This window comes from Microlunatus panaciterrae (genome assembly GCF_016907535.1).
GTDB lineage: Bacteria > Actinomycetota > Actinomycetes > Propionibacteriales > Propionibacteriaceae > Microlunatus > Microlunatus panaciterrae.
Genome location: NZ_JAFBCF010000001.1, coordinates 1,690,626 through 1,706,036, shown reverse-complemented (window position 1 = coordinate 1,706,036; position 15,411 = coordinate 1,690,626). Strand labels below are relative to the sequence as shown.

General features: G+C 68.1%; 17 protein-coding genes. 12 read left to right on the top strand and 5 right to left on the bottom strand.

Annotated elements, in window-relative coordinates; genetic code table 11:
- Positions 1-51 precede the first annotated feature (51 nt).
- From JOE57_RS07735 to JOE57_RS07725, 3 genes are all read right to left on the bottom strand, one after another.
- Positions 52-1,002 carry a carbohydrate ABC transporter permease gene (locus tag JOE57_RS07735; RefSeq protein ID WP_239578881.1) on the bottom strand — a complete coding sequence of 317 codons (951 nt, stop codon included), beginning with the start codon at positions 1,000-1,002 and terminating at the stop codon, positions 52-54.
- Positions 999-1,940 (bottom strand): ABC transporter permease subunit, encoded by a 942-nt coding sequence (locus JOE57_RS07730; protein WP_204917147.1) that lies wholly within the window; start codon positions 1,938-1,940, stop codon positions 999-1,001. The genes JOE57_RS07735 and JOE57_RS07730 overlap by 4 nt, the downstream gene beginning before the upstream one ends.
- Before the next feature lie 343 nt (positions 1,941-2,283).
- On the bottom strand, positions 2,284-2,718 hold the full coding sequence (locus JOE57_RS07725; protein WP_204917146.1) for a TIGR03668 family PPOX class F420-dependent oxidoreductase: 435 nt from the start codon (positions 2,716-2,718) through the stop codon (positions 2,284-2,286).
- 288 nt (positions 2,719-3,006) lie between these two features.
- On the opposite strand from JOE57_RS07725, the gene panC reads away from it, so the two are divergent.
- Genes panC through panB form a run of 3 tightly spaced genes read left to right on the top strand, consistent with a single transcriptional unit; the run spans position 3,007 to position 5,196 of the window.
- The gene (gene panC, locus JOE57_RS07720; protein WP_338041215.1) at positions 3,007-3,894 is read left to right on the top strand and encodes a pantoate--beta-alanine ligase; all 888 of its coding nucleotides are present in this window, start codon (positions 3,007-3,009) and stop codon (positions 3,892-3,894) included.
- Between the two features lie 13 nt (positions 3,895-3,907).
- Positions 3,908-4,285: an aspartate 1-decarboxylase gene (gene panD, locus JOE57_RS07715; protein WP_344242840.1), complete on the top strand. Its 378-nt coding sequence runs from the start codon at positions 3,908-3,910 to the stop codon at positions 4,283-4,285.
- A gap of 5 nt (positions 4,286-4,290) precedes the next feature.
- Positions 4,291-5,196 carry a 3-methyl-2-oxobutanoate hydroxymethyltransferase gene (panB, locus tag JOE57_RS07710; protein ID WP_338041214.1) on the top strand — a complete coding sequence of 302 codons (906 nt, stop codon included), beginning with the start codon at positions 4,291-4,293 and terminating at the stop codon, positions 5,194-5,196.
- A 21-nt stretch (positions 5,197-5,217) separates the two neighbouring features.
- On the opposite strand, the gene JOE57_RS07705 is transcribed toward panB, so the two are convergent.
- Positions 5,218-6,078, bottom strand: a complete 861-nt coding sequence (locus JOE57_RS07705; RefSeq protein WP_204917143.1) for a hypothetical protein — start codon at positions 6,076-6,078, stop codon at positions 5,218-5,220.
- 79 nt (positions 6,079-6,157) lie between these two features.
- On the opposite strand from JOE57_RS07705, the gene JOE57_RS07700 reads away from it, so the two are divergent.
- The 7 genes from JOE57_RS07700 (at position 6,158) to JOE57_RS07670 (ending at position 12,871) form a co-directional block, all read left to right on the top strand.
- Entirely contained in the window at positions 6,158-6,748 is a 591-nt protein-coding gene (locus tag JOE57_RS07700; protein ID WP_204917142.1) for an AAA family ATPase, read from the top strand.
- A 113-nt stretch (positions 6,749-6,861) separates the two neighbouring features.
- Entirely contained in the window at positions 6,862-7,839 is a 978-nt protein-coding gene (locus JOE57_RS07695) for a hypothetical protein (RefSeq protein WP_204917141.1), read from the top strand.
- Positions 7,840-7,899: 60 nt separating this feature from the next.
- Positions 7,900-8,610, top strand: coding sequence for a response regulator transcription factor (locus JOE57_RS07690; protein ID WP_204917140.1), 711 nt, complete (start codon positions 7,900-7,902; stop codon positions 8,608-8,610).
- Positions 8,607-9,617: a HAMP domain-containing sensor histidine kinase gene (locus JOE57_RS07685; RefSeq protein WP_204917139.1), complete on the top strand. Its 1,011-nt coding sequence runs from the start codon at positions 8,607-8,609 to the stop codon at positions 9,615-9,617. The genes JOE57_RS07690 and JOE57_RS07685 overlap by 4 nt, the downstream gene beginning before the upstream one ends.
- Positions 9,614-11,173, top strand: coding sequence for a DUF4153 domain-containing protein (locus tag JOE57_RS07680; protein WP_204917138.1), 1,560 nt, complete (start codon positions 9,614-9,616; stop codon positions 11,171-11,173). Before JOE57_RS07685 ends, JOE57_RS07680 begins: the two co-directional genes overlap by 4 nt.
- 43 nt (positions 11,174-11,216) lie before the next feature.
- The gene (locus JOE57_RS07675; RefSeq protein ID WP_204917137.1) at positions 11,217-12,023 is read left to right on the top strand and encodes an alpha/beta hydrolase; all 807 of its coding nucleotides are present in this window, start codon (positions 11,217-11,219) and stop codon (positions 12,021-12,023) included.
- Between the two features lie 101 nt (positions 12,024-12,124).
- Positions 12,125-12,871, top strand: coding sequence for a L,D-transpeptidase family protein (locus JOE57_RS07670; protein ID WP_204917136.1), 747 nt, complete (start codon positions 12,125-12,127; stop codon positions 12,869-12,871).
- Between the two features lie 20 nt (positions 12,872-12,891).
- Here JOE57_RS07670 and JOE57_RS07665 read toward each other — a convergent pair whose 3' ends face one another.
- The gene (locus tag JOE57_RS07665; RefSeq protein ID WP_204917135.1) at positions 12,892-13,461 is read right to left on the bottom strand and encodes a helix-turn-helix transcriptional regulator; all 570 of its coding nucleotides are present in this window, start codon (positions 13,459-13,461) and stop codon (positions 12,892-12,894) included.
- Between the two features lie 142 nt (positions 13,462-13,603).
- Here JOE57_RS07665 and JOE57_RS07660 point away from each other — a divergent pair, with 142 nt between their 5' ends.
- Together JOE57_RS07660 and JOE57_RS07655 are read left to right on the top strand one after the other, a co-directional pair.
- Entirely contained in the window at positions 13,604-14,689 is a 1,086-nt protein-coding gene (locus JOE57_RS07660) for a WD40/YVTN/BNR-like repeat-containing protein (protein WP_204917134.1), read from the top strand.
- 116 nt (positions 14,690-14,805) lie between these two features.
- On the top strand, positions 14,806-15,396 hold the full coding sequence (locus tag JOE57_RS07655) for a DinB family protein (protein ID WP_204917133.1): 591 nt from the start codon (positions 14,806-14,808) through the stop codon (positions 15,394-15,396).
- The last annotated feature ends 15 nt before the right edge of the window (positions 15,397-15,411 follow it).

Here is a 15,411-nt window from a genome sequence, read left to right as displayed (position 1 = left end):
TGGTCTTGGTACGAGACAAACGGGTGGAGCTGGACGGTGGACAGCGGGCCATCAGCCCTTGACGGCGCCGATCATGACGCCCTTGGCGAAGTGCTTCTGCAGGAACGGGTAGACGACCAGGATGGGAACGATGGCGACCACCAGGATGGCCATCTGCAACGACAGCTGCGGTGGTAGGGCCTCGGTGCCGGCGGCCACCTGGTCGCCGCCGATGGTGGTCTGGTTGACGACGTAGGTGCGGAGCACCAGCGCCATCGGCCACTTGTCGGTGCTCTGGATGTAGAGCATGGCGTTGAAGAACGCGTTCCAGTAGGCGACGGCGTAGAACAGGCCGATCACCGCCATCACCGCCTTGGACAGCGGCAGGACGATCTTGAACAGGATGGTGGCGGTAGAGGCGCCGTCGATCGCGGCCGACTCGAACAGCTCGGCCGGCAGCTCCTGGAAGAAGGCCCGCATGACGATCACGTTGAAGGCGTTGACGAGCACCGGCAGGATCAGCGAGGCGTAGGTGTCCAGCAGGTGGAACTCCTTCACCGTGAGGTAGGTCGGGATCAGGCCGGGGCCGAACAGCACGGCTCCGAGGACGAGGGTCAGCATCGGCTTGGCGCCCCAGGCCCGGGGCCGGGACAGCCAGTAGGCCAGGCCAGCCGTGGCCGCCAGTGACAGCAGGGTCCCCACCACGGTGATGCCGATCGAGATCAGCAGCGCACGGGTCACGACGCCTCCGGTCACGATCGCCCGGTAAGCCTCGAACGTGATGCCCTTCGGCCACATCACCATCCCGCCGCCGGAGTCGTTGATCGTCTTCTGGTCGGCGATCGAGGTGGCGATCACGGACCAGAACGGGATGATCACCAGCAGCACCGAGACAGCCAGGGCGATGAACTTCAGCACCTGGACGACAGCGCTTGGCTTCTCCATCCAGATCGGACGCTTGGAGCCGGGGATCGTCCGGCGTTCCGTGGTTTCGCCGATGGTGGCCTGTTCGAGTGTCGTCATTTCTCGTACACCCCTCGCTCTCCGAATACGTGCGCCAGCTTGTTGGCGCCGATCACCAGGAACACGCCGACCACGCCCTTCACGAGTCCGACCGCGGTGGACATACCCCAGTTGCCGCCGAGGATGCCGTTGTTGTAGACCCAGGTGTCCAGCACCTCGCTGGCGTCTCTGCCGACCGGCCCCTGCTGCAGGATGATCTGCTCGAAGCCGACCGAGAGGCTGCTGCCCAGGCGCAGGATGAGCAGCAGGATGAAGAGTCCGCGCAGCGATGGCAGCGTGATGTTCCACAGCCGCTGCCAGCCGCTGGCTCCGTCGACGGCGGACGCCTCGTACAGCTCCTGGTCGATCCGGGAGAGGGCCGCCAGGAAGATGATCGTGCCCCAGCCGGCGTCCTTCCAGATGGCCTGGCTGGTGATCAGGGCCTTGAACAGCTCCGGAACGCCGATGATGTGGATGATCGGCAGGTCGTGCTGCACGAGGAAGGTGTTGAGCATGCCGGCGTTGCCGAGCATCTGCTGGAAGAGCGCCACCACGATCACCCAGGACAGGAAGTGCGGAAGATAGAGCACCGACTGCAGCAGCCGCTTCAGCCGCTCCCCGGCCAGGCTGTTCAGCAGCAGGGCCAGTACCAGCGGCACCGGGAAGACCAGTACCGTCTGGATCAGCGTCAGCACCAGGGTGTTGATCAGGGCGTTGATGAACTCCGGGTTGCCGTCGACCAGGAAGGAGAAGTTGGTGAGGCCGGTCCAGGAGGACTCGAGGATGCCCAGATAGGGCTGGTAGTCCTGGAAGGCGATCACGTTGCCGAGCAGCGGCACGTAGTGGAAGAGGATCAGAGCGAGACCGCCGGGCAGTCCGAGCAGCAACAGCAGCTTGTCCCGACCGAGCCGGCGAGGCGTCCGATGGACCGAGACCGCGGCGTCAGCGTCGGTCCGCATAGGGGATGCCGGTGAGGCTGGGGACTTTGGTAAACGCTTACCCGCCAGGATTGGCTGTCGGCCCATGTGATGTCACCTACTTCATTGGAGGGCCGATTCGTGACCCGCGAGGTTCTGGATCTCCCAGATGGCGTGCTTGACAATTGCCGCGTCGGGTGGACGGAGCCACCGAACACCGTGAGTGTAGGCGTCGGGTTCGAGCACTGTCAACGCTTTCCGCATGCGTCCGGCCCGGGTTCGGCAACATCTGGAAAGGGCTTGCCGAACCCCTTCGCCCGTGGCATCATGCGCGGCTCGTCCGGTGCGGCCGGCGGCTCCTGGGGCCGCCGAAGGCCCGTAGTGGTCACGCCCAGGACCAGCCCGACCACCGGTGCACGGCGATGGTGATGACCGGGCCCTGAGGGGGATCCGGACTGTATTGCGGATACTTCGTGACCAGGGCGTCGATCGCCCTCGTCCGCATCGTCGTCGCCCGTTCCGACCCCGTGGCCAGCACTCGGGCCGTTCCGTCGGCTCGGACCCACCACAGCGCGGTCCAATCCTCGTCGTAACGGTCCCACAGCAGGGCCACTCTGGGGTTCTGCCGGATGTTGCGTAGCCGGCGGAGGTCGTGGCTGGTCTTGGGCTTCTGGTCGATCCCGATCACCACTGCCGTGTCGAGCAGCGCGAACGTCACCGGCACCAGGTGCGGCTGAAGGTCGGCACCGACCGTGGCTAGCCGGGCGACCCGGGCGGCAGCGGCCAGCTCTTGTGCGGCAGCCGCCTCAAGACGGCTCACGTCCGCTCCCGGCGAGGCGCGCGGGTCCCGCTGTTCCGAAGGCTGCGCAACACCCCCTCAGTATGCCCGCGACCGGTGGGCAGGAGCCCTCCGCCGTTGGATCGTTTCGATCTGGCCCGGCCGCGGCGCAGCTACCGGTCGGTAGGATTCAGCCGCTGGACTTCCTTGCAGGAAAGGAGATTCGATCCACTAGGTTGGTCGTGCACTCGCGGCCACGTGTGGCCCGGGCAGCTGGTGGGAGGCAACGGCGATGCAGGAGGACGTGACCCTGATGGAGGCTCTGTCGGCGTGAGGACACTGACGACGGTCGCCGACCTGCGCCGGCACCTGGCGGAGCGGCGCGCCCGCGGCGGGTCGGCTCTGACCGGCTCGGCTGTGGCCCTGGTGCCCACCATGGGCGCCCTCCACGAGGGCCACCTGTCGTTGATCCGCGCCGCCGCTGCAGAGGCGGACACGGTGGTGGTCTCCGTCTTCGTCAACCCGTTGCAGTTCGACGACCAGCTGGACCTGGCCCGCTACCCACGCGACCTCGACCACGACGCCGAACTGGCCGCAGCAGCCGGTGCGGCGGTGCTGTTCACCCCCGACGTGCGGGAGATGTACCCGCCAGGGTTCGCCACCACCATCTCGGTGGCCGGGGTCACCGACACCTTGGAGGGTGAGCATCGGGGCCGGGCGCATTTCGACGGCGTGACCACCGTCGTTGCCAAGCTGTTTGCGATGGTGGGCCCTGAGATGGCCTACTTCGGCCAGAAGGACGCCCAGCAGGTGGCCGTGATCCGCCGGCTGGTGGCGGACCTCAACCTACCGATCCTGATCAAGGTGCTGCCCACGATCCGCGAACCCGACGGATTGGCGATGTCCAGCCGGAACGTGCGGCTGAGCATCGTTGAACGGAACCGTGCGCTGGCTCTCCCGGCAGCACTCGCGGCAGCGCGCGAATGCTGGCTCGCGGGTCGGCGCGACGTCGGCGAGATCATCGGCGCGGCCAAGAAGGTGCTGGCCGACCGCGGGGTCCAACCTGAGTACGTCGCGCTGGTGGACCCCCACACCTTCGCTCCGGTCTGGGGCGACACCGCCGGCGTCGTGCTCCTTGCGCTGGCGGCCCCGGTCGGGCAGGTCCGCCTGATCGACAACGTGCTCCTTCAGCGCGAACCGAGTGAGCGGAAGGCCTGAAATGCACCGAGTGATGCTGAAGTCGAAGATCCACCGGGCCACTGTCACCGACTGCGACCTGCACTACGTGGGATCGGTCACCATCGACCCCGAGCTGCTGGCCGCCGCGGACATCCTGGAGCACGAGCAGGTGACCATAGTCGATGTTGACAACGGATCGCGGTTTGAGACCTACACCATCGCCGGCCTCGCGGGGAGTGGTCAGCTGACGATCAACGGTGCTGCGGCCAGGCTGGTGCATCGTGGTGACACGGTGATCATCATCTCCTACGGCCACTACGACAGCGCTGAGGTGGAGACGCACCAGCCTCGGGTGGTGCACGTCCAGGCAGACACCAACGCGATCATCCGCGTCGACGACGCTGTCGACGCCCTGTTGACCGGTCGTTGATCACGGTGAGCTACGCCGCGGCCGCCGAAGGACAAGGCAACGACCGGGCTCGGGTCACCGTGCCCACCCTCGCTGAGATGAAGCGCACCGGTGAAGCCATCGTCATGGTGACGGCCTATGACCACCCCAGTGCACGTATCGTCGAGGAGGCGGGGGTCGACGTCGTGTTGGTGGGCGACTCGGGCGCGATGACGGTGCTCGGCTATCCCTCCACCGTCGAGGTGGGGCTGGAGGAGATGCTGATGATGGCCAAGGCTGTCCGTCGCGGCCTGTCCAGGCCGTTGCTGGTGGGCGATCTGCCGTTCGGCAGCTACGAGGTCTCCAACGAGCAGGCGGTCTCCACCGCGATCCGGTTCATCAAGGAGGCCGGCTGCGATGCCGTCAAGCTCGAAGGTGGTGGGCCGAACTCTCAGCGGCGGGCCGAGGCGATGATCAACGCCGGCATCCCGGTCATGGGCCACGTCGGTCTGACCCCGCAGACGGCGGCCGCCCGAGGCGGCTTGCGGGCCCAGGGGCGGACGGCGGAGGCTGCCGAGCGGATTGGCCGGGAGGCGCAGGCGCTGACCGCCGTCGGCTGCTTCGCGCTGATCTTCGAGGCGATCCCCGCCGCAGTCACGGCAATCCTGATGCCCATGATCGAGATCCCGGTGATCGGCATCGGGGCCGGCGGGGCGACGGATGGACAGGTGCTGGTCTTCCACGACCTGCTCGGCCTCGGAGAGGGTCCCAGAGCCCGGTTCGTCAAGCAGTACGCCGATCTCCATTCACCGATGGTGGACGGGGTCGGCAGCTTCGCCCGCGAGGTCCGCGAACGTGGCTATCCTCAGCACCACCATGAGTACGGCATCGCACCGACCGAGCTGACGGCGCTTCAACAGCGACTGAACGGACCGGACGCAGCGGACCGCTGAGCCATCCTGCACACCCCAGGGTCAGTTCAGCTCGGCCATCGCCGAGCGCGCCCTGACCAGAGCACGCTCAGCCTGGTCGGCCTCCCGCTGCAGCTGCTGGTGCTCCTTGCGCGCGAACCGGGCCGCCTCCCGCGCCGCCTTTTCCTCCTGCTCGGCCGCGCGGAGGCGGTCTCGAAGCTTCTCCACCTCCTCCGCCAGGTGGTCTGCCGTCGCAGTCGCCTTCTCGGACGCGGTCGACGACCTCGCCGCCTCCCGGGCCGCCGCCTGGTAGCTCTGCTCGGCCTCCGTCACCGCGGATCGGGCCGCGCGCAGCGCGCCGTCGTCGGCTGCCGCCACCGGCTGGTCACCGGCCCGGGCGGCTTCGGGCGGTTCGGCTTCCGGCGTCGGCGGCACCAGCGAGAGGAAGTCGGTGGGACCGAAGCCGCCGTAGCTCGCCGCCTGCACCACCCGACCGGTGCGCACCAGCTCACCGACGTCCGGGTCCGCCAGCGCAGCCTGAAGGGTCTGGCTCACCTCTTGACGGGTAGCATCGGAGGCGACGTGGCCGTGCCGCCCGGCGATCTCCACCGCGAGCCGGACCAGGCCTTCGACGGCGGCACGTCGCTGGTTGGAGAGCCGCCGAAGGTCCGGGCCGGAGAGCCGGCGCTGAGCCTCGCCCAGGGCGGCACCGAGATCGAGCAGCTCGTTCAGCTCCTCCGCCGCCTCCCGAGCCAGCAGGTTGACCAGCCAGGCCGAACGGGTCGGTCGCCGCAGTGCGCCGATCGCCTTCACCAGCGACCTGTCCTTCGCCTCCCGCGCCTCCGCGATCCGTTGCTTGCGCAGTTCGACGAACTCCTCCGGTGCAGCACCGTAAAGCTCATCGGCCACCGCTTCGAGCTTCATCAGCCCATCCTGCCCCACTGGATATGCAGTCTCCACCACGTACCGCCGACCGAGCCACACCATGATCAGGAGAACACCCATGAACTGGCAACAGACCACTATGAAGAGCACAGCGACAGCAGACCCACGCCGTCTGTTCATCGTCACCGGCGGGCCGGGCAGCGGCAAGACCAGTCTGCTGGATGTGCTGGCCTCACGAGGCCTCGCAACCACCGAGGACGGGGCCCGGGCGATCATCAAGGATCAGCGCGCCGTCGACGGTCCGGCGCAACCGGGCGGCGACCTGCAGTTGTTCGCCGAGCTGATGCTCGGCTGGGACATGCGCAGTCACCGGCAGGCGTTGCTGTTGCCGGGACCCGTGGTGTGCGACCGGGGTGTCCCCGACCTGATCGGCTTCTTCCCGTTGCACGGACTCGCCGTGCCCGACCACTTCCGCCGTGCCGCCGCCGTGTACCGCTACAACCCGACCGTCTTCGTCGCACCACCGTGGCAGCAGATCTACCACCAGGACGCCGAACGGAGCCAGGACTGGGCTTGGGCGGTACGGGCCCACGCGGGCATCGCCACCACCTATTCCGAGCTGGGCTACCGCGTCGTCACGCTTCCGCGCGCCAGCGTCGAGGCGCGGGCCGACTTCGTGCAGGAGATCATCGATGACCGGCTGAAGTGATCAGCCAAGATCTTCCCGCGGCGTCCGTGAGCCATTACGCTCTGCAGTCAAGTGGCCGTTCGACAGGTTCCTTCTTCAGGCGTCGGGACGCACTTCAGGCGACGGGGGTAGTGATGAAGCGGATGCAGATTCTCGGCGGCGTGGTGGCCATGATGCTGGGCGGGACGGTGCTGGCGGCACCGGTTGCCGCCGCCGCTGCCCCGACGGTGATCAAGAACACCGTCCAGGAGCTGTCCTGTGTGTTCGACACCCTCGAGGGAGGCACGGTCTACTTCTTCGCCGGAGCGAGCAGCATGGACCAGTCCTCCGGATCGGGCATGTTCGTCGAGGACGAGACCGGGGTGCCGTTCAGCGGGGAGGGTGGCACGGCCACCTTCGGCTCCAGCTTCACCGGCACGGTCACAATGAGGGACGTCGACACCGGGCAAGCGGTGGGCGAGGTCTCCGTCGTGGCCAGCCTGGAGCGGGGCGAGCCACGAACCGACAACATCCGTGAGCGATCTGGCAACAGCTGGACCACCGGCAGCACGGTGACCACTGACTACACCGTTCTGGCCCAGACGGTCACCGTCCCTGGCTACACGGTTCTGCCGGAGGCCAACGACTGCAGCGGATCGGAGATCATCTTCGACGTCCGCACCACCAACCCCGCTGCGCAGGTCTACGGCGACACCGAGTTCGAATCGGCGATCTGTGCCCTCGAGGGGCTGCCCTATGGGGAGGTCCGGCTGACCGGATCGGTGCAGGAACCGTTCTTCGAGGTGGTGATCGACGACCAGGTGAACCCGCTGAAGGCCTCTGGGGAGGTGCTGATGCAGGGGCACCGGGGGAGCGGCTCGGCACCGCTGAGCTCTCTGGTCACCGGCGACCAGGTGGCGGTGCTCAATCTCACCCTCGACCTGCAGCGGGCGGGACGAAGGCAGGCGGAGTCTGTCGCAGAGCCGGGCTGGAAGGAGCGAGTGTCGTGGGTGCCCTACCACGCCAGTGTGGACGTGACCACGTCGGACGGCCGAGCAGGTCGGGCGAAATGCGACGCTGAACAGGTGACCACCAAGATCATCATCGGCCCGCACGCCGCGCAGCAGCAATAGGCACAGAACCTTCACACGACATCCCCGGCTTCTCCCGGAGCCAACTCGTAGGCTCGTCGCATGACCGGAGAGACGAGGCCGATACGTGTACTGGTGGTTGAGGATGATGTCACAATCGCGCAGGCGGTGGCTTCGCGGCTGACAGCCGAGAGTTTCGAGGTCAGAGCCGTCCATGACGGTACCGACGCCGTGGCGGTGGCGGCGGAGTGGCGGCCCGACCTGCTGGTGCTGGACGTGATGCTGCCCGGTCTTGACGGGCTCGAGGTCTGTCGCCGGGTCCAGGCCCTGCGCCCGGTGCCGGTGTTGATGGTCACCGCCCGCGACGACGAGTCGGATGTCCTGGTCGGGCTGGGGGTCGGGGCCGATGACTACCTGACCAAGCCGTTCAGCATGCGTGAGCTGGTGGCCCGGGTCCGGGTGCTGCTCCGCCGGGTCGAGCGGGCTGCCGAACTGGCCCGGTCGGAGGTCACCGCCCAGCCTGGGCCGCTGCTGATCGCGGACCTGGAGATCAACCATGCCGAGCGACGGGTTCGCCGGGCCGAGCAGGACATCCACCTCACTCCGACCGAGTTCGACCTGCTCGCCTGTCTCGCCGCCCGGCCGCACACCGTGCTGACCCGGGAACACCTGCTGGCCGAGGTCTGGGGGTGGCGGGATGCATCCGGGACCCGAACCGTGGACAGCCACGTCAAGTCGCTACGCCGCAAGATCGGGGCCGACGCGCTGCGCACCGTCCACGGTGTCGGCTACGCCCTGGAGCTCGGACGATGAGCCTGGCGCTGAGGCCACTGGACCGGTTCGGCTCGATCAAGATCAAGTTGGGGGTGCTGGTGGCGGCCTCGGTGACTGTGGCCGCGGTGTTCGCCGCGGGTGGGGTCAAGCTCGGCTGGCCACCGCACTACACTATCCCGCTGGCGGTGCTGGTCGCACTGGCGGTGACTCAGCTGCTGGCGCACGGGATGACGGCGCCGTTGCGGCAGATGACGGGCGCGGCCCGGGCGATGGCGATCGGCGACTACCGCCAGCGGGTCAGCGACACGTCGCGAGACGAGGTCGGTGAGCTCGGCCGGGCCTTCAACCGGATGGCGACCGAGCTGGCGCAGGTGGAGCAACAGCGGCGGGAACTGATCGCCAACGTCTCGCACGAGCTGCGTACCCCGATCTCGGCCCTGCACGCGGTGCTGGAGAACATCGTCGACGGCGTCTCGGAACCCGACGAGCAGACGCTGAGGACCGCGTTGGCCCAGACCGAGCGGCTGACCCGACTCGTCACCGACCTGCTGGATCTGTCCCGGGTCGACGCCGGAATCGTCCCGATGGCGGTTGAACCGATATCAGCTCAGCACCTGCTCGACGATGCCGTGATCGAGGCATCGGTGGGAGTCAGCAAGGTCAGCTACGACGTCGACGTTGTGCCGCCGACACTGGTGCTGACCGGTGACGCCGAACGGCTCCGGCAGCTGATCGCCAACCTGCTCGACAACGCCGGCCGGCACAGCCCGGACGGCGGGGTGGTCACCGTCCGCGCCCGTGCCGAGGGCGACGGCGTCGTGATCGACGTGCTGGACGAGGGCCCGGGCATCCCGCCAGCCGAGCGATCAGCGGTCTTCGAACGCTTCAACTCCGGCCGGTCGGCCCGCGACGGTGGCACCGGCCTCGGGCTGGCCATCGCCCGATGGGTGGTGCAGCTGCACAACGGCAGCATCGCCGTCGCTGACTCACCCCGCGGTTGTGACATCCGCGTCACGCTGCCCAGCCCGCAAGGAGAAGCCCAATGAGCCAACCCACACCGTCGGTGGGGGCGTCGACCGTGACCGTTTCGGAGCGCCAGGCCCGGTCGATGCCCGGCCGGAGACCTTTCATCGGGCCGCTGCCGCCGCCCCTGACGGGAATGGACGCCCTGTTCGGCCGGGCCTGGCCCGATCGTCGAACCCCCGGCCGGCCACGACTCGTGGTCGCCGCGGCCGTCGTCGCCGCATCTGCCGCCTTGATCCTGCCCGGATCGGAGCCGGGCGCGGGACTGTTGTTGATCTTGCTGGGGGCGTCCGGCGTGGTGGCATCGGCGCTGCTTCCGATGGCGAACCGCAAGACTATGGCGGCTCTGGTCCTTGCTGCGCTGTTGTTGACGCCGATCGTGCTCCGCGACGCCGGTTGGGTCGTTGCGCTGTGCCTGCTCGCCGCGTTCGTGGTGGCGGCCGGGGCGCTGGTGCAATCTCAGTCGGTGACGGGCATGGTCGTCGGTGCACTGGCCGTCCCGATGGCCTGGTTGCGAGGACTCCCGTGGTTGCGCAGATGCTTCGCCACGCTGCCGAACTCTGCTCGTGCCTGGTCGCTGGTCCGTACAGCGGTCATCTCGCTGGGCCTGCTGATGATCTTCGGCGCACTCTTCTCCTCCGCCGATGCGCTGTTCGCCCAGTGGATGCGCGCAGTGCTGCCGCAGCTGTCGTTGGACGACCTGCCATTCCGGGTGGCGATCTTCGTGCTGGTGGCCGCGGCCACCCTGGCCGGAGTGTTCGTGGCGCTCGCTCCGCCCGCTGTCCAGCGACTCACCCCGAGACGGCCCAGACCGGTCGGTCGCTGGGAGTGGGCGGTGCCGGTGGCGGCCGTGGCGGGTCTCTTCGTGACCTTCCTCGCCGCCCAGCTGACGGCCCTGTTCGGCGGCCATGACTACCTGCGCCGGACGACCGGGCTGACCTACGCCGAGTACGTCCACCAGGGCTTCGGGCAGATGACCGTCGCCGCCGCCATCGTGCTGCTGCTGGTCGCCGTCGTGGCCCGCCGCGCACCGCGTCGACTGGCCGCGGACAGGCTCCTGCTGCGGATACTGCTCGGCGGGCTCTGTCTGCTCACTCTGGTGATCATCGCTTCCGCGCTCTACCGCATCCAGGTCTACGAGCAGGCGTACGGGTTCACCCGGCTCCGGCTGCTGGTGACCGCCTTCGAACTCTGGCTGGGCATCGTGCTGTTGCTGGTGGCCACCGCCGGCGTCCGGTTGCGCGGGATCTGGGTGCCGAAGGCCGCCGTCTTCGTCGGAGCGGTGATGCTGCTCGGGCTGGCCTGGGCCAACCCCGACAGCATGATCGCGGAGCGCAATCTCGAGCGGTTCTCCACCACCGGCGACATCGACTGGCGGTATCTGCAGGAGCTCTCCGCCGACGCTGTGCCCACCCTGTCCACGCTGCCGGAGCCGTACCGTTCCTGCGTGCTGTCACAGTTCCGCGTGGGTCGCCAGACCTGGGTCGACTGGAACCTCGGCCGGCAACGGGCCGACGCGGTGGTGATCACGCAGCCGGCCGGGGACACCTCCGGCTGCTACTCCCTCCGGTCCCGTTAGCTCCAGGGCACCCGGCGGTGGTCAGGTGGGTACAGTGCGAGGCATGGCACCGGCACAGGAATGGACCTTCGACGGCTTCGACGGACGACGGGCGGCGCGCTGCTGGGTCAGGGGTACCCCCCGCTACGTCGCCCTGCTCTGCCATGGGTACGGCGAACACATCGGCCGCTACGAGTATGTCGCCCACACCCTGACGGGGCACGGAGCCGCGGTTTACGGGTTGGATCATGTCGGGCACGGCAAGAGTGCCGGCGAGCGGGTGTTGATCACCGACTTCGAGCTGGTCGTCGACGACCTGCACCTGCTCGCCGACCGGGCGCGCGCCGATCACCCGGGGCTGCCCGTGGTCCTGATCGGGCACTCGATGGGCGGGCTGATCGCGGCCAGGTACGCCCAGCGCCATGGCAGCGAGCTGGCGGCCCTGGTGCTCTCCGGTCCCGTCCTCGGACGCTGGGATGCGGTCACGCAGCTGTTGTCGCTGCCGGAGATCCCGGATACGCCGATCGACGTCGACACGCTGTCCCGCGACCCGGATGTCGGGCGGGCCTACGCCGCCGACCCGCTGGTCTGGCACGGCAAGTTCCAGCGCCGGACGCTGGAGGCGATGGCAGCTGCGCTGGAGACGATCAACGCTGGCGGTGACCTCGGTGAGCTCCCCACGCTGTGGATCCACGGAGCCGAGGACCTGCTGGTCCCAGTGGACGGCAGCCGGGAAGGTGTCGAGCGGATCCGGGGTAGCCGGTTCAGTCAGCAGATCTTTCCCGGTGCCCGGCATGAGGTGTTCAACGAGGAGAACCGGGACGAGGTGCTGTCCACGGTGACGCGCTTCATCGACGGCGTTCTCGGCTAGCCGGGCCGCGCCTCCACGACGGGTCGCGGGCCTGGACACACGGGCAGCGTCTACCATCCGGGTGACGGGGGGCGGTCCCGTTGTCGGCGTCGAGGAGTCCCATGAAACTGCGCATCCTTCCGATCATCATCGCCGCCCTGGTGGGACTCGTTGTCAGCCTCGTCGTCCCGGCCGCCGCACCACAGCTGGCGAGCCGGGCCGAGGCCGCCGGTTGGCGGTCCTGCGCGGTGAGGCTGGACGGGATCCGTACCAAGGTCGCAGCCAGACAGCGCACCGTGACCATCGTCAACCAGACGTCGCGGACCTACGCCCGGGTCTCCTTCTGGGTGCGCAGGGAGCACCGTGCGTGCTCGTTCGACCGCAAGTTCCTGACCAGGACGGCCAGAATCGGCTATGGCGGGACGGTGGTGGGCACCAAGCGCCGGCAGTCGACGGGCACCACTCCGCTGGGGACGTACACGATGACGGAGGCGTTCGGCAACGGTCCGGCCCCCGGCATGTGGCTGCCCTATCACCGGGTTCGCAAGGGCGACTACTGGGTGGAGGACAACGCGTCGCGCTACTACAACACCCTGCGCAACAGGAGTCAGGGCGGGTTCCGCTGGAGCCTCCCGAGCTCGAGCAGGAACGGATCGGAGTATCTGCCGCACTATCGCGATCAGTACCGCTATGCCGTGGTGATCAACTTCAACCGCCCGCCCGGTGCCATCCGCTACCGGGGTGCGGGCATCTTCCTGCATGTGAAGAGCAGTGGCCCGACCGCCGGCTGTGTCGGCATCACCCGGCGGCAAATGAGGATTGTGATGGCGTACCTGAAGCCGGGAGACAAGATCACCATCGCCAGGTGAGGCGGCTCAGATCGCGATCGTCAGCCGGGCCGCTCGGGGAGGCCCGCCAGCTTCTCAAGCAGGGCTGTCACGATCTCGGTCTCGGCGTCGTAGTAGTCCAGGCCCCACTCTGCCACCAGGGCGGGATAGCGGAACGCCTCGAGGTCGCCGAGGCCCGTCCGGACGGCCAGCAGATCGGCCCTGCTGACGGCAAGGTCGTCCACATACTGCTTCAGCATGCTCCGCAGCCGGTCCGGTTGCATCAGGGCGCCCATCAGCAGTTTGAGGGCCACCGGGTGCTTCAGGGTGGGGAAGTCGGTGGCGGAGCTGTTCAACCACCCCTGCAGCGACTCGAAGCCCAGCGCCGTGATCCGGTAGCGGCGCGTCCTGCGCTTCCCGCTGAGCTCGTCGCTGGCCATGACCATCTGCTGCCCGACCAGCCGGTCCAGCTCGGTATAGACCTGGCTCATCGCCGGCGAGACCCAGTAGAAGCGGAGCGTCTTGTCGGCTCGTTGTTTGAGCTCGTAGCCGGTCATCCCGGCTGACTCGGGACCTTCGAAGACGAAGAGGCCGAGCAGCGCGTAGGAAGTCGTCGACAGCTCTTGACTCACGTTCCCCACTGTACTATTCCTATTAGGAACAGCGCCCCTGAGGCAGCCGCTGTGGGCGCAGCGGGTGACCCCCTTCCCGACCGGGACAGGGCGCCATTCGCAACGGGCGCCGGCTACGTGACACCACCTGAAGGGCAACATCATGAGTGAGAGCATCATCCTGGTCGGCACCCGCAAGGGACTGTGGATCGGTCGGTCGGACGCCGAGCGGCGGCAATGGGAGTGGTCCGAGCCGGAGTTCCTGATGCAGGGCATCTATGCCACCTGCATCGACACCCGAGGCCCCGCGCCCCGTCTCTTCGTCGGAGCAACCAGCGAGCATTGGGGCCCCGGCGTCTACCGGTCGGATGACCTGGGGCACACCTGGACCGAGACCCAGGGGGCTGCCGTCCGATTCGACGAGGACATGGGCAGCAGTGTGGAGCGGGTCTGGCAGATCCGGCCCGGCGGAGTGGACGAGCCCAACGTCGTCTATGCCGGGACCCAGCCGTCAGCTCTGTTCAGGTCCGACGATCGAGGCGAGTCGTTCACCCTGGTTCGGTCGCTGTGGGACCACCCGCACCGGACGCAGTGGGGAGCCGGCTTCGGCGGCCAGGCCATCCACACGGTGCTGCCCCACCCCTCCGACCCGCAGCGGGTCACGGTCGCGATGTCGACCGGAGGGGTCTACCGAACCCTCGACGGCGGCGCCAGCTGGTCTCCGGCGAACAAGGGCATCAAGGCCTACTTCTTTCCTGATCCTTGGCCGGAGTTCGGCCAGTGCGTGCACAAGATCGCCAGTCATCCGAGCGCGCCGGACCGGCTTTTCGCCCAGAACCACCACGGCGTCTACCGCTCCGACAACGCCGGGGACGAGTGGGTCTCCATCGCCGAGGGCCTGCCGGCAGACTTCGGCTTCCCGATCGTCGTGCACCCGCACAAGCCGGAAACCGTGTACGTCTTCCCGCTGGTGGCTGACGGGGAGCGGATCCCGCCGCGCGGTGAGGCCCGGGTATGGCGTTCCGACGACGCCGGAGCCAGTTGGCGACCCTCGCAGTCCGGACTGCCCGACCACTTCTACGCCGCCGTGATGCGCGACGCCATGACTGTCGACCAGGCTGACCCGGCCGGGCTGTACCTGGGGGCGCGGAACGGTTCGGTGTTTGCGAGCGTGGACGACGGGGACACCTGGGCGCAGATCGCCGACAACCTTCCCGATGTGCTGTCGGTCCGGGCCGCGGTGATCTGAGGCCCGGTAACTGTCAGTGCAGCTGGGGAGGATGGACTCGACGACACCCGCAGAGTGCACGACAACACCCGGAGAGTGCAGTGCCGAGTGCAGTGCACAGGGCGGAAGGAGATCCGATGCCTGGGATGCCCCCCTCAGTCAGCAGTGAGCGGGAAGCGCTGCTCGCCTACCTCCTGCAGCAGCGGCAAGGTGTGAGGAACGCTGCCTACGGCCTGAGCGAGGAGCAGCTCCGGGCACGACCGACGAAAAGTGCGCTCACCATCGGTGGACTGCTCAAGCATTGCGCTCTGACTGAGCACGGCTGGGTGCAGATCATGCTGGGACATCCGGAGACCGCCGACGAGCAGGCCTACCTGGACCAGTTCTCGGTCCGCGACGACGAGTCGCTCGCCACGCTGCTTGCCGACCTGGACGAGGTGGGCCGGGAGACCGAAGCGGCGGTGGCCTCACTCGACGATCTGGGCCAGCGGGTGCAGCTGCCCAAGGCGCCCTGGTATCCCTCCGACCCGGACGGGTTCTCCGCCCGGTGGATCCTGCTCCATCTGGTCGAGGAGATCGCCCGGCACGCCGGGCACGCCGACATCATCCGGGAGCACCTGGACGGCGCCACCATGTATGAGTTGATGGCCGCCGTCGAAGGCTGGCCGGAAACCGACTGGCTGAAGCCGTGGCGCCCGGCGGCTGGAACGCCGAAGGAGACCGGCTGACCCAGGCCGCCCCGC